Genomic DNA, 13,228 nt, shown 5'->3' with positions numbered 1-13,228 from the left:
TGTTTTGAGCGGTTATTAGTTAATGGCGCATAGTTAATGGCTCATAATTCCTTGCCATAGTGTTGTTTCTTCTAATTCGTCACCTAGTGTTTTTCTAAAATGCTCTTCTTGCATTCGTATCTCTTTAGATCCAAGTTGATGAGCGTCTTCATAAGCTGCTTTATGATAATTCAAATCATGTGTGAGCGTTCCTTCTTCTGGTACATTTTTTACTAAGATTCCATCTTTTTCAAAAAGTTTTTCATTTTTATAACTTTTAGTTCTGTATTGTTTATTGTTTTTCTTATTATTTTCTTTATTTTTGTTTTGCGATTTTATTACATTTACAACAAGTGAATTGTATATTGCATTATGAGCTGTTTTAGGGGCGATTGTGCCATTGTGAGCAGTAGCGCTTTTCTTTGCAGTTCCATGTATTGTAACCCAATTATTTCTATTTGGATTAGATGCGCCATCTAAGGTAGGAACTAGTTCGTCTTCCATTTCTATGCTTGTGACCCAAGTTTTATTTGGTATTGGATGGTTTGCTATTGGAGATCCAGCAGTTACTATGTGTTTTATGTTGTATTGTTTTGAGTAATCGCTAGCTATGCTTGCAGCTACAATTCCTCCTTGTGAATGTCCAACAAGAATAACTGAGTCTTTTGCTTTAATTCCACTTTTTCTCATGGCTTCTATAACCATTTTTGTGCTGTCTGCATTTTGTCTTACGTTTTTAGAACTACTCATAACTTCTGCGTTTTGTGGCCATCCAAAAGGAGATTTTGGTTTGCCATCTGTTCCAGGTATTGTAACAAGCCAAGATATACTACCGTCTTTTTTCTTAAATCGTTGTATTGCTATTGTTGCTCCATCTGCGTTTATTTTAGGCGGTTTTACGCCAAGATTTCCATTTGAAAGATCTGTTAGATTTGCAAGAGCTTGACTAATATTGCTTCCTCTGTAATGCAATATTTTCGAATATTCTCTGTGAGGTAATCTAATTTTTGTTACTTTAAGACTATTCCCTTGGTTTGCATCGTTGATTTTTGCGCTAAACAAGCTTAATGCGCTTGCAAAAGTGGAAACTGGTGCTTTTGAATGTTTTACATCGTTCTTTTCTTGAATACTAGAAAAAAGACGAATAGGGATTCCTGTTACGGGGTTTATTAAAAAATGCTTAGAAAAGCCTCTAATAAAGCCTTGTTGAATTGGTGCAGTTTCATGACTCCATTTAGAAAAGTTTTTCATACCGCTTTTTTGAGTCATATCTAAAAGTATGCTAAATCCTACGCTTGCAAAGAATGGTACTGCTGTAATAGGAAATATACTTGTACCAATCGATACAAGATTATCTAAGTTTTCTCTATTTTTGTATTCTGCGTTAGCATATAGATTATTTGCTCTGATTATTAGAGAAGATAATTCATCAAGTTTATTTGATAACGATTCACATTGGCTTGATTTTATTCTGCATTCTGCAGGATCCAATAGCGGTTGTAAAGAATCGTCATTAAAATAACCATTAAAATTTTTGTTATTTTCAGAGAAAACAGACGATTTTTGACTTTCAATCTGCATCGCAGCTTGCATCCAGCTTGTGCTTAACGAGTGGAAATCGTTGGATAGTTCTTGTAATTTTGCGGATTTTGTTTTGTATTCGCTAGCATCAGCTACGCTAATAGTTTTCCCACCTGTTATTGTTGATTTAACTCTCCAAGGCATTAAATTCACCTCCATAAGTTGATTTTTGAGTTAATAGAGCTAATTTCGCATGCTTTTTTGGCAACATTAAACATTTCTTCATTGAACGCGTTTGCGGCTTTTCCATGCCAATCTTTAAGAGTATTTGAATGTGCTTCGCCAAGCACGCTGTTAGAACATTGTTCTGTTCTTGCTATCAGCCAGTAATAATTATTAAATGTATGCATACAAAGTATTACACACAATGTTTTTTAAATAGTCACGAAAAATCTTTTAATGTGGTTAAAGGTTCCAAAATATTGAAATATAAGGGTTTATATTCTATTAGATATTTTTTTATTACCTTTACCACGGCTTGTTACTTGAATCTTCTTGTTTAGAAGACTTTGTTTTTCCAGACTTACTATTTGAATCATTATTGCTGTAATCTTTTTCGGATTGGTTTATTTGATTCTGGTCTTGATCTTTTTGATTGTTTTGTTTTAATAAGTCTTCGACCTTCTTTTTTTGAGAATCGCTTAAACTAGAATTCCCAGATTTGTCCTGCAAATTATTTTTTTGGTTTCGGTCATTATAGTTGGATTGTGTACTAGAATCAGTATTCTTTTTATCTTCATCAATTTGTTTTTGTAAGAATCTAGTAAGTCTTTTAGATATTAGTGCGTTGTGCTCAATACTATTTTTTATGTGAGGTAAAAGAATAGTGTATGGCGATTTTGCTTCGCTAAATTGATCATCAACCTGTTTTTGAGATACGAGCAATATTTCTATATCTGCATCAACTTTTTTTGACGCTTTTATGTTATTTATTAGTGATTTTGTGGCAGAATTATACTTTGATTCTGCTTTAAGATTAGTAATAGACAAATAAGCTGATATAGCGCATAAGGCTATAACAATAGAAGATAAAGTAACAAGAGAAAATCTTAGGAGTGACTTAGGTGTGATTCTGCTAATCATATAAGCTTCCTTGATTTTGTAATCCAGCATGATAATTCCCAAAGAATCAATATGCTTGCAAGAATAGCAAAAGGCCAAACGATTGGCTCAGGTCTAAGTCTTGGCTTAACAGTATTGTTCTGTTTCCATTGTTTAGAAAGAATATTTTTTGCTTCTAATCCAATAGAGTGATTTTTGCTAGAGTCAGCATATTTTCCACTAATCTCATCAGCTATATTCTTAAGATTCTGCGGATCCATCTTAGATATTCCAGGTTTTCCAGTAGATGGGTCAATAATCCATTTACCAGATTGTTTTGTAGAAGAATCTGTAGAATTTATATCATCTAAATCATTTAGCTTAGTGGTGGTATTTGGGATTTTCCCGCCATTTTTAGAACCTACGCCAATAACATAAGCATGATTCACGTATCCGCGTAGAGATGAGAATGTTCTACGCTTTCTAGAAGTTGTTTCTTCTCCATCGCTTATTAAATATAAAACTGTAACGTCTTGCGGATGAGCGTCATGAATTGCCTTAGCTTCAAGAAGAGTTTTATCTAGGGGAGCATCCAAACTAGTTCCATTTGAAACTCCAACAGGTTCAGTGTTGATAGTATCAACCCAATTTTCAATTGCATTAGAATCTGGCGTAAGTGGAACATCAACACTAGAAGACGCTCCAAACCTAATAGCAGTAAAACTTGCGTTTATGTAATTATTTGTAATTTGTTTTATTATTTGTTTTGCAGAATTAAACCTAGTGGTTGTGTTGTTGTTTAAATCCTTAGAATCATTAACATTCATAGAGCCAGTAACATCTAAAACAAATATAACATTTGTAGCATTAAGAGAGCGTTGCAAGGTGCTTTTCATAACACAAGGGCATAATGCACAAATAGCTAGAAGAACGCATATCAACACTCTTCGAACCCTCATATAAATTGTTTCGTCCGAACTAAGGTTTTTGCGATTAATTGGGAAAATTTCATATAATGCCAAAATGCCAAGAATCGCAATAGCAACTAGCGAAATCCAACTAAAAGATATTTTCATCGTTTTATCCTTCTCGCTGAAATAAGCCAGAGAGTTACAAAAATAACCGCAAATATTGTTGCAATACTAGGATCATCGCTTAACGCTGATTGTGTAGAGTCCTTTTGCATAATTGTGTGCTGCTGTTCAATTTTACGTACCAAAGCTAAAACAGAATCAGAATTATGCTGAGTTAAGAAAATGCCACCATTTTTTTCAATAAGTTCACGCATCTGATTAGTAGTGTTCTCATTTTCGCTTTGAGTAGATCCAGAATACAATCCATCGACTTGAATATTAGCTCGTTTTGTTAGATCTAAAGCTTGCTTAAGAGAGTAAACTGGTTTCCCAGAAACAACATTATCTGTAGCTAAAACAATAGATGCACTACGATTAAGACGATTATGAGGTTTTTGGGAGTTGCTAGAAGAACCATATACAACTCCAGGAATCATTGCAGCGCAACTAACAAGACCATCGCCAATTAACGATGTTGCTTCTTTTCGGTTTTGCGTACCATCAAGCCACGTGGAAATCTGCTGATACTGCTTTTGTTGCATATTGTCGATTTTGTCTTGTGTTTGAACTCCATCCAACAGCTTAGAAGCGTACTGCAACTGTTTTTTAACAAGTGAATAATCGTCTGTAAGAGGAAAAACAGTTCTAGAAGTTGAATTAAAAATACTCAAACCAATGCGCTCGCCTTGAAAATGCTCAACAAATTTCAAATAAGCGTTAATAACTTCCAAATCATACGGCAGAGTAGATCCAGAAACATCTAAGCATAAAACAATATCTCTAGAGCTTGATTGTTCGTTTGCGTTTAAAACTCTTGAAGGTCTAGAGCTGAGAATTGTAGTGCATATAAGAGCTAGGATAAGCATTATAAAAGAGAATTTGCGAAGAATATTCCATAGTCTCCATTTTCTAGCACATAAACTTCCTTGCAAATCCTCGTCTAAAGTAAATGTTCTCAAAAAGCTTGATTCTAAAATGTTTTTTGAATTGTACGAATGATTCTTTAAGTTGTGTCGTTTAACCTCGCTAATCACTAATACAGTTATAAGAATTATTACGCTTGCTAAAACACCAAAAAACAGGACTATTGGCCATTTAAGTCGCATAGAGAAAATAGATGAAACGAGTGTTGAATAATTATATATTTGGCAGTTACATAATGTTGAGAATGATAATGTGGAGAATGTCATCTTTTATTCTCCTTTGTTTTCCAACTTTCTAGCAGAATAAGAACCCATCTTGCACCCTGATCCACATCTGTATTTTTAGCTTGATTATTATATGTGCTATCTGCAAATTCAGGAGGATATAATGCTGCGATTGTTTGTCTTAAAAGATCTGCTCCATGAGTGTTTTTCCAAGATTTTCTAAGTGAACTGATTTCTCCAAGTGTATGCGATTTAATGTTTTCGCCACTCATTATGGAAACATATTGTCTAGCTATTTGCGCTAATTTTGCAAAAGCCTGATCTTTCTCAATTTTATTTTCATGATATTGGCTTACCACTAAATCAATCTTTTTACGCCATTCTTGCTTATTTGCATTCAATGTATGAGCAGCATTTTTAACTTTTTGCTTAGAATCCCCTTTAGTGTTTATTTTATAAATTGCAGCATATAGAACTACGAAAGCAGCGCATGCGATTATTAGACTTAAGCCAATAAATGCAAATAGCATTGAATCATCGTTTAGAATTTTATTAACATCAAGAATACTCATCGACTTACCACACTAACTCAAGCGTAAATCTTTATTGCTTTTAGCGCCAGAAAACATACTCTGTAAGGTAGCTTTCGATATAAATTTCGTCGAAGAATGGAATATTTGTTCACTAGAAGAACCGCGTATAAGCGATGATCCTGTGTTATTTAGAATTTCGTGCAATGCGTTATTGACAAAAGCTCTATGTGTATTAACTTCTTTAGCGCAAGAATCATCTTTTAAGAATGCTGGAATTTCTCGCATTGTTGTACCGTCAATTATTGGCGTAACTTTATATGAATTAAATGGATTAATTGGACATATTGTTACCACGATCAATGAGTGTAGTCTTGAAATTTTTTGCAAATCATCAAAATGTTTTGACGAAATTGCATATTCATCCGTGATAATTACTATTAATCCGCGTGATTGATTAATTGAATTAGCAAAATTTATGATCGTATTTGTATCTCTAAGTTTTTTACGTGTTTTATATATATTTTTATCCAAATTACGTTCAAAATCAGGAAGATTCCTAGATGAAGGAATCTTTATAATATCGTTACCGTCAAATAAAACGCAGTTTAATGAATCGTTACGTTTTATACTTAAAGACGCAAAGAAACACGCTGAATTAGAAGCTGCCTCGTACAAATACTCGTTAAGTCCATTACAAGAACATGAAGCATTCATGTTCGCGCTAGAATCTACAAGAATCCAAGTCTTAGAAGAACAGTTTCTTTCTCTAGAAGAGACCATTGGCTCGCCAAGTCTAGCGCTAGCTTTCCAGTTCATCATTCTAGCTTCATCACCAGGCTGCCATGAGTGAATGTCAACTAAATCACCATTTCCAAAGTTATGATTGGACGGATGCTCTCCTTCAAAAACACCCAACGATTTTTTGGCTACAGGTAAATTCAGACGATTATCTAATTCTTCAATCTTTCGCCTAATCTTTTTAGCAGAATTTGAAACTAATAAGCTTCTTTTAGTATCTTGTACCACAAAATCAGATTTTGTAAAAGATTTTAACATTCTTGTAAAAAACGGATTTGCAAAGATCATGGTGCAGGAACCGTTTTCACTATTGCGTCAATAATCTGATCACTTGTAATAGAATCGGCTAAAGCTTCAAAAGTAAGAAGAATCCTGTGTCTAAGAACATCATGAGCAAACTTTTTAACGTCTTCCGGTATTACGTAATCTCTTCCAGAAAGCAAAGCTTGAGCTTGACCAATGCGGATCAAAGCAATAGAAGCTCTAGGGCTTGCGCCCATTCTAACTAGAGAAGAAATAGTTTTAAGAGGGTGACTACCTTCTCCTCTAGAAGTTGCAACAATATCTACTGCATACTTCATAACTGCTTCCGAAACATGTACTCTGCGAGTTGCCGATCTTAAGAAAGTGACATCCTGAAGGCTAATCTTTTGATTATTTAAAGATTCTGGATTGAAAACGTCGCTGCCTCTATTGGTTAAAAGCTTAAGCATACTAACTTCTTCGTTGAAGGAAGGATACGACATAATTGCTTTAATCATAAAGCGATCCATTTGTGCTTCTGGAAGATTAAAAGTTCCTTCTTCTTCAATAGGGTTTTGTGTAGCGATAACCATAAAAGGCTGAGGAAGATTAATGCGTTCTCCACCAATAGTTGTGGCGCCTTCTGCCATTGCTTCAAGCATAGCGGATTGTGTTTTTGCGTTAGAACGATTAATTTCATCTAGAAGAATTACGTTAGCGTGAATAGGTCCAATTTGTGTTGTGAATCTTTGAGAAGCGAAGTCAAAAACTTGTGTTCCAACCAAATCTGCTGGCATTAAATCAGGAGTGCATTGCACTCTTTTGAAACTTCCAGACATTGCTGTAGCAAGAGTTTGAGCCGCTGTGGTTTTAGCCAATCCAGGAACGGACTCAATAAGAATATGTCCTCCAGCAGCAAGAGTTAAAATAAGTGATTCTCTGAGAGAATCTTGCCCAACAAGTGTTTGTGCAAACCTAGAACGAAGAATATCAGCGATCTGTTGAGCTCGTTTAATATCTTCATTAGAAACACCAGCAGATACTGGTTGATTTATAGAGTCAACAATTTGATTAGCTATTGTATTGCTGACCATTGTATTGTTAGGTGTAACTGCACGTGGTTGTGGAGGAAGATTAAATACGCCAGTATTAGCGTTATCGTTTTGTTTGCTTGGTTGTGGAGGGAATAATGCCATGCGTTTCATTCTAACTGATGTTTACTACTTTAGATGATTTTACTACTTTAAATAATCTTTACTATTCGCTAGGGAGAGTCCAATCTATTGGTGTTGATCCTAACGATATTAAAGCCTGGTTTGCTCTTGAAAATGGACGAGAACCAAAGAATCCTCTAGAGGCAGAAAGAGGACTTGGGTGAGGGGATTGAATAATGATTGCGTTTGTAAGAAGAGGAGCAAGACTTTGAGCATTTCTTCCCCACAAAATTGCAACCAGAGGAATATGCTTGCCGTTATTATCTACACGGTTATTCAATGCGGTAATAGCTGCATCGGTAATTTCTTCCCAGCCCTTTCCCTGATGACTATTAGGTCTACCTACTTCAACGCTAAGGCACCTGTTTAGTAGCATAACGCCTTTTTGAGTCCACGGTGTTAAGTCACCATTCTTTGGCATTGGTACATTTAAATCACTAACTAATTCTTTATAAATATTAATAAGACTTTTAGGTAATGGTTTAACGTTTGGAGCAACGCAGAAACTAAGCCCTACAGGATGACCTGGAGTAGGATATGGATCTTGACCAACAATAAGAACCTTTATTTCTTTAAAAGGTATTGTAAAAGCTCTGAGAATATTGTGACTTTCTGGCAGGAATCGCCTCCCGTTAGATAGTTCATCTCTTAAAAAGTCTCCCATTTTGTGAACTTGTGGTTCTACTGTCTCAAGAGCGTCTGCCCAATCTGGTTCTATTAAATCGTGTAAAGACTTTCGCTGTTTAATCTCCATGGTTAATAACTTTAAAACATAAATGACAAATATGTGCAGCAAATAATAATAATTTTTTATATTTCCATTTATCTTATGTTTTGTGCGAGGCATTCGCTAGTATGTATTCCATACTGTTTTAATGATTTTTTGGAAGGGATACAATTATGGCGAACAATAGCCAGAACGTGTCATTCACGACTGATGATTTCGATAATCCACCAGAAGGTCCTGTTGGAGTACATCGTGGAAATCGCGCGTGGTATGCTGTATTGTTCCCATATGTTGTTGTGCTAGTTGTTGCTGTTGTGTTGGGTCTTCTGGCATGGGCGGTTATGTCTGGAGAAATCAACAATATTCGTATGCCTTGGAGTGCAAATAATTCAGCAATTTCCAAGTCTTCTAATGGCAATAAAAATGGCAAAATTGATGAGAGCAAGAGTAAATCTGACAAAGCTGATGGCGATGATTCAGACGAGGATAAGGACCCAGAAGAAACAAATAAGTCAGATAAAAAGCAAGATAAAGAAGATAAGAATTCTTCTAAAGACTCTAATGCTAACAATGACTCTTCGACAGCAGATATTAACAAGACAGTTCAAGTAAAAGTTGTTAATGCAACTAAAATTCAGGGTCATGCAGCTCAAGAAGCTGGAAAGCTTAAGCAAGCTGGTTATGCAAATGTAGAAGCTGCAAATCCTAAAGGTAATGTTCCTTCGGATTCTGTTGTTTGGTACAAGGGAGATGAAAATCGTGCTGCTGCACAAGACATTGCTAAAACTTTGGGTATTAGCAATGTTGAGGCAACTAGTGAAATAACTACCACAATAGTTGTTGTTTTGTGCAAGTAAATTGCGATTTACTCATTTTGCAATAAATTTCAATAATAAATAATTTCTTAAATAGTCGAGTAGAAAGTCATCTAGAGTGGCTTTTTGCTTGGCTATTTTTGATTTTGCTTATAGATTTTTTCTATATATTTTTGAATATAGTTGGCACTCGGGCACTTAGAGTGCTAATCTTCATTTAGCACTCTAATGTTGCAGGTTTAATCAACAGCTGACGGTTGGTTAGATTTCGACGGTTTGAGTGAGTGTTCCATAGTTAAGTTATGTGGAGGAATAATGGCAAAGATTATTGCCTATGAAGAAGATGCCCGTCAGGGTATGCTTGCTGGTCTTGATAAGCTTGCAAATACAGTAAAGGTGACTCTTGGTCCAAAGGGTCGTAACGTTGTTCTTGATAAGTCTTACGGCGCCCCAACCATCACTAATGATGGCGTTTCAATCGCTAAGGAGATCGATCTTGAAGATCCATACGAGCGTATTGGCGCCGAATTGGTAAAGGAAGTTGCTAAGAAGACTGACGACGTTGCAGGTGACGGCACTACAACCGCTACCGTGTTGGCTCAATCTCTGGTGCACGAAGGCTTAAAGAACGTTGTTGCCGGTAGCAACCCAATCGCTCTTCGTCGCGGAATTGAAAAGGCTTCAGAAGCAATTGTTAAGGAACTTCTCGCATCTGCTAAGGATGTTGAAACCAAGGATCAGATTGCAGCTACTGCAACTATTTCTGCAGCAGATCCTGAAGTTGGCGAAAAGATTGCTGAAGCTTTGGATAAGGTTGGTCAGGACGGTGTTGTTACCGTTGAAGACAACAACAAGTTTGGTCTTGATTTGGACTTCACTGAAGGTATGCGTTTTGATAAGGGGTATATTTCCCCTTACTTCGTCACTAATGCAGAAGATCAGACTGCTGTTCTTGAAGACCCATACATTTTGCTCACTTCTGGCAAGGTTTCTAGCCAGCAGGACATTGTTCATGTTGCTGAACTTGTTATGAAGTCTGGTAAGCCATTGCTCATTATTGCTGAAGATGTTGATGGCGAAGCATTACCAACTCTTGTTCTTAACAAGATTCGCGGTACTTTCAATACTGTTGCAGTAAAGGCTCCAGGATTTGGCGATCGCCGTAAGGCAATGCTTCAGGATATGGCTATTTTGACTGGTGCTCAGGTTGTTTCTGACGACCTTGGTTTGAAGCTTGATTCTATCGACGCTTCTGTGTTTGGTCATGCTGCAAAGGTTATTGTTTCTAAGGATGAAACAACTATCGTTTCTGGCGCTGGCTCTAAGGAAGATGTTGAGGCTCGTGTTGCTCAGATTCGCGCCGAAATTGAGAACACTGATTCCGATTACGATCGCGAAAAGCTTCAGGAACGTCTTGCTAAGCTCGCTGGCGGCGTTGCTGTTATTAAGGTTGGTGCTGCTACGGAAGTTGAGGCTAAGGAACGTAAGCATCGCATTGAAGATGCAGTTCGTAATGCTAAGGCTGCTATCGAGGAGGGTTTGCTTCCAGGCGGTGGTGTAGCTTTGGTTCAGGCTGCCGCTAAGGTTGAGAAGTCTGCTGATATTGTTGCTCTTAGTGGAGAAGAAGCCACGGGTGCTGCAATTGTGTTCCGTGCTGTAGAAGCTCCAATCAAGCAGATTGCTCAGAATTCCGGCGTTTCTGGAGACGTTGTGCTCAACAAGGTCCGTGAGCTTCCAGAAGGCGAAGGCTTCAATGCTGCAACTAATGCTTATGAAGATTTGTTGGCTGCAGGCGTTACCGACCCAGTTAAGGTAACTCGTTCTGCTCTACAGAATGCTGCTTCTATCGCTGGCTTGTTCTTAACTACAGAAGCTGTGGTTGCTAATAAGCCTGAGAAGCCAGCTGCTGCACCACAGGCTGGCGCAGAGATGGGCTACTAAATAAAAGTTAGACGTATTGCTTAGCTTTTAGCTAGTTGTTATATGTGAGCGGTGAGTTGTTATAAAATACAAGTCATCGCTCACGTTTTTTATTTATTCTATTGTTTAATTATTTTGTTTATCCCATTGAAAACAAAGATGTAGCTTGCGCTTCTGTATCCATGTAAATGTTAGAAGCATTTTGCATAGCGAGTTGAATGGATTGCAATGATTGTTCCATTTGCTGGTGTGCTGCACGCCATTGCCCAGCTGTTGATGCAAATTGTGTAGCTGCAGGACCAGTCCATACACTTTGCAATTGTTGGAGATTTGCGTACATTCCATTTGTGGCGTCTCGAATCGCATTAATCGAAGATGCAACTGCTGCAGCAGATTGCTGAATTTGTTCTGAATCAACTCTAAATTGTGTCATTTTTTCTCCTCATTTAGTGTAGTTAATTTTCTTATAGTTATTCATTTAGTTTTTGCCGTGCAAACTTATCTTTTGTATAAATTAATTTGTATAAATCAAATTTATAATTTTTTAACTTTTGTTTTGCCTAAATTGCTCTATTTTGCGCTTGTTTCTTGTAATCTAAAAACACGGTATTATGAATATATGCCGTCGAGAAAGTTTATAAAAGATTTTTTTATCAATGTGGTTAAAGGCTTATCTGCTTTTGTAATTATTGTATTTTTGAGCGAAAGTGTTTTGTTTCCAACAACAGCTTTTGCTAATGATGGATTATCAAAAGCGGATTCTCAGAATAAAAACACTAAGAATTTGGGTATTGTTGCAACAGATTCTATTACGGATACAGAAAATCTTCTTGGAGATTCTGTTACAAAAGTTTCAGATATGATTTCAATAACCAAAAAACAAACAGGTGTATCGGTTAAATTACTTTATTTATCTAATTTTACTGGAAATAAAAATCCGTCAAAATGGGCTAGTGATTTACTTACAAGCACTAATCCAGATCGTAATACTGTTCTTCTTGCTGTTGCTACTCATGATGGAAAGCTTGTAGTAGCAGTTTCATCTAATTCTGATGAATGGCTTAAAAGAAAAACAACCGTGGATTTGCTTTCTGATGCGGCGTATCGTCCTCTTATTAGTTCTCAAGGTGCTGATTGGTCTCAATCTGCAATCATGCTTATGAAGCAGATTGCTCGGTCTAAGAAAACTTCTGTAACTTCCAGAACAAGTGTAGTTTCAACAATTGTTATGGTTGTTATTATTGTTGCTTTGTTTGTTCTTGTTGCACTTATTTTGTGGAGAAGAAACTATATTCTAAAACAAGTATCACTAGGGTTGAGAAGAGCTAAGAGACGCCATGCGGCGCGTAAATAAATCGATTTTTTTCAGGAAACACTCAGGAAACATTCAGTTTTATAAGTGATGCTAATCAGTATGGGTAAGAATGTAGAAGCATCTATTGTTGTGGTCGATGACGAACCTTCAATTCGTGAGCTTTTGGTAGCATCGCTACACTTTGCAGGATTTGATGTAGAAACAGCAGCTTCTGGATCAGAAGCTATTGATGTTATTGAGCGTGTACATCCAGATCTTATTGTTATGGACGTTATGCTCCCAGATATAGACGGATTTACGGTTATAAGGCGAATTCGCCAGAATGGTGTTGCTGTTCCTGTGTTATTCCTTACTGCTAGAGACGACACTCAGGATAAGATTATGGGTCTTACTGTTGGTGGCGACGATTATGTTACAAAGCCTTTTAGTCTAGAAGAAGTAGTTGCGAGAATTCGTGCAATATTGCGTAGAACTCAAGATCCAGATGAAGATACTCCTGTTGTGCGCGTTGCTGATTTGGAAATTAATGAGGATTCGCATGATGTCTCCAGATCTGGTGTTCCAATTGAATTAAGTCCTACGGAGTATAAACTGCTTCATTATTTGATGGACAATGAAGGTAGAGTATTGTCTAAGAGTCAGATTCTCAATCATGTTTGGCAATATGATTGGGGTGGAGATGCGGCAATCGTAGAATCCTATATTTCTTATCTTCGTAAAAAGATTGATGGTATTGAAATTAAAAATGAGGATGGAAGCTTAAAGAAGGTTGTTCCTCTTATTGAAACAAAGCGTGGTATTGGCTATATGATTCGCGTTCCGAAAGCAGGTCAAGCCTGAT

At 36.7% G+C, this 13,228-nt stretch carries 14 protein-coding genes; 4 read left to right on the top strand and 10 right to left on the bottom strand.

The annotated features are described in order from the left end of the window. Positions 1 to 33: 33 nt before the first annotated feature. The 9 genes from HXT55_RS04705 to HXT55_RS04665 form a co-directional block, all read right to left on the bottom strand. Positions 34 to 1,704, bottom strand: a complete 1,671-nt coding sequence (locus HXT55_RS04705) for an alpha/beta hydrolase (RefSeq protein WP_180947408.1) — start codon at positions 1,702 to 1,704, stop codon at positions 34 to 36. A 5-nt stretch (positions 1,705 to 1,709) separates the two neighbouring features. After that, complete coding sequence (locus tag HXT55_RS04700) at positions 1,710 to 1,910, bottom strand: hypothetical protein (protein ID WP_004118052.1); 201 nt, start codon at positions 1,908 to 1,910, stop codon at positions 1,710 to 1,712. Between the two features lie 118 nt (positions 1,911 to 2,028). Then, positions 2,029 to 2,643 carry a DUF6466 family protein gene (locus tag HXT55_RS04695; RefSeq protein ID WP_048730310.1) on the bottom strand — a complete coding sequence of 205 codons (615 nt, stop codon included), beginning with the start codon at positions 2,641 to 2,643 and terminating at the stop codon, positions 2,029 to 2,031. Beyond that, positions 2,640 to 3,677, bottom strand: a complete 1,038-nt coding sequence (locus tag HXT55_RS04690) for a vWA domain-containing protein (RefSeq protein WP_004115395.1) — start codon at positions 3,675 to 3,677, stop codon at positions 2,640 to 2,642. The genes HXT55_RS04695 and HXT55_RS04690 overlap by 4 nt, the downstream gene beginning before the upstream one ends. Then, the gene (locus tag HXT55_RS04685; RefSeq protein ID WP_004115392.1) at positions 3,674 to 4,864 is read right to left on the bottom strand and encodes a vWA domain-containing protein; all 1,191 of its coding nucleotides are present in this window, start codon (positions 4,862 to 4,864) and stop codon (positions 3,674 to 3,676) included. The genes HXT55_RS04690 and HXT55_RS04685 overlap by 4 nt, the downstream gene beginning before the upstream one ends. Beyond that, the gene (locus tag HXT55_RS04680) at positions 4,861 to 5,394 is read right to left on the bottom strand and encodes a hypothetical protein (protein ID WP_004115388.1); all 534 of its coding nucleotides are present in this window, start codon (positions 5,392 to 5,394) and stop codon (positions 4,861 to 4,863) included. The genes HXT55_RS04685 and HXT55_RS04680 overlap by 4 nt, the downstream gene beginning before the upstream one ends. Positions 5,395 to 5,406: 12 nt before the next feature. Further along, the gene (locus HXT55_RS04675; protein ID WP_009994213.1) at positions 5,407 to 6,441 is read right to left on the bottom strand and encodes a DUF58 domain-containing protein; all 1,035 of its coding nucleotides are present in this window, start codon (positions 6,439 to 6,441) and stop codon (positions 5,407 to 5,409) included. Then, a complete protein-coding gene (locus tag HXT55_RS04670; RefSeq protein WP_032812301.1) occupies positions 6,438 to 7,592 on the bottom strand; it encodes an AAA family ATPase in 1,155 nt (384 codons plus the stop codon). Before HXT55_RS04670 ends, HXT55_RS04675 begins: the two co-directional genes overlap by 4 nt. Before the next feature lie 61 nt (positions 7,593 to 7,653). Then, positions 7,654 to 8,364 carry a uracil-DNA glycosylase gene (locus tag HXT55_RS04665; RefSeq protein WP_421792587.1) on the bottom strand — a complete coding sequence of 237 codons (711 nt, stop codon included), beginning with the start codon at positions 8,362 to 8,364 and terminating at the stop codon, positions 7,654 to 7,656. Positions 8,365 to 8,510: 146 nt separating this feature from the next. Here HXT55_RS04665 and HXT55_RS04660 point away from each other — a divergent pair, with 146 nt between their 5' ends. Both HXT55_RS04660 and groL read left to right on the top strand, forming a co-directional pair. After that, entirely contained in the window at positions 8,511 to 9,194 is a 684-nt protein-coding gene (locus tag HXT55_RS04660; protein WP_004115367.1) for a LytR C-terminal domain-containing protein, read from the top strand. Between the two features lie 273 nt (positions 9,195 to 9,467). Next, on the top strand, positions 9,468 to 11,093 hold the full coding sequence (gene groL / locus HXT55_RS04655) for a chaperonin GroEL (protein WP_004112644.1): 1,626 nt from the start codon (positions 9,468 to 9,470) through the stop codon (positions 11,091 to 11,093). A 118-nt stretch (positions 11,094 to 11,211) separates the two neighbouring features. On the opposite strand, the gene HXT55_RS04650 is transcribed toward groL, so the two are convergent. Continuing rightward, positions 11,212 to 11,505 carry a WXG100 family type VII secretion target gene (locus HXT55_RS04650; RefSeq protein ID WP_004115363.1) on the bottom strand — a complete coding sequence of 98 codons (294 nt, stop codon included), beginning with the start codon at positions 11,503 to 11,505 and terminating at the stop codon, positions 11,212 to 11,214. Positions 11,506 to 11,691: 186 nt separating this feature from the next. On the opposite strand from HXT55_RS04650, the gene HXT55_RS04645 reads away from it, so the two are divergent. Both HXT55_RS04645 and HXT55_RS04640 read left to right on the top strand, forming a co-directional pair. Further along, entirely contained in the window at positions 11,692 to 12,426 is a 735-nt protein-coding gene (locus HXT55_RS04645) for a hypothetical protein (RefSeq protein WP_421792584.1), read from the top strand. Positions 12,427 to 12,486: 60 nt separating this feature from the next. Beyond that, on the top strand, positions 12,487 to 13,227 hold the full coding sequence (locus HXT55_RS04640) for a response regulator transcription factor (protein ID WP_421792582.1): 741 nt from the start codon (positions 12,487 to 12,489) through the stop codon (positions 13,225 to 13,227). The last annotated feature ends 1 nt before the right edge of the window (position 13,228 follow it).

The sequence above is a fragment of the Gardnerella sp. KA00718 genome, from assembly GCF_049244285.1.
GTDB lineage: Bacteria > Actinomycetota > Actinomycetes > Actinomycetales > Bifidobacteriaceae > Bifidobacterium > Bifidobacterium vaginale.
The sequence above is the reverse complement of the archived record's forward strand: the minus strand, read 5'-3'. Positions and strand labels throughout refer to the sequence as shown.

Coding starts and splice junctions, on each gene's coding strand:
- HXT55_RS04705 (WP_180947408.1), bottom strand. CDS start 1,704: ATGCCTTGGAGAGTTAAATCAACAATAACAGGTGGGAAAACTATTAGC.
- HXT55_RS04700 (WP_004118052.1), bottom strand. CDS start 1,910: ATGCATACATTTAATAATTATTACTGGCTGATAGCAAGAACAGAACAA.
- HXT55_RS04695 (WP_048730310.1), bottom strand. CDS start 2,643: ATGATTAGCAGAATCACACCTAAGTCACTCCTAAGATTTTCTCTTGTT.
- HXT55_RS04690 (WP_004115395.1), bottom strand. CDS start 3,677: ATGAAAATATCTTTTAGTTGGATTTCGCTAGTTGCTATTGCGATTCTT.
- HXT55_RS04685 (WP_004115392.1), bottom strand. CDS start 4,864: ATGACATTCTCCACATTATCATTCTCAACATTATGTAACTGCCAAATA.
- HXT55_RS04680 (WP_004115388.1), bottom strand. CDS start 5,394: ATGAGTATTCTTGATGTTAATAAAATTCTAAACGATGATTCAATGCTA.
- HXT55_RS04675 (WP_009994213.1), bottom strand. CDS start 6,441: ATGATCTTTGCAAATCCGTTTTTTACAAGAATGTTAAAATCTTTTACA.
- HXT55_RS04670 (WP_032812301.1), bottom strand. CDS start 7,592: ATGGCATTATTCCCTCCACAACCAAGCAAACAAAACGATAACGCTAAT.
- HXT55_RS04665 (WP_421792587.1), bottom strand. CDS start 8,364: ATGGAGATTAAACAGCGAAAGTCTTTACACGATTTAATAGAACCAGAT.
- HXT55_RS04660 (WP_004115367.1), top strand. CDS start 8,511: ATGGCGAACAATAGCCAGAACGTGTCATTCACGACTGATGATTTCGAT.
- groL (WP_004112644.1), top strand. CDS start 9,468: ATGGCAAAGATTATTGCCTATGAAGAAGATGCCCGTCAGGGTATGCTT.
- HXT55_RS04650 (WP_004115363.1), bottom strand. CDS start 11,505: ATGACACAATTTAGAGTTGATTCAGAACAAATTCAGCAATCTGCTGCA.
- HXT55_RS04645 (WP_421792584.1), top strand. CDS start 11,692: ATGCCGTCGAGAAAGTTTATAAAAGATTTTTTTATCAATGTGGTTAAA.
- HXT55_RS04640 (WP_421792582.1), top strand. CDS start 12,487: ATGGGTAAGAATGTAGAAGCATCTATTGTTGTGGTCGATGACGAACCT.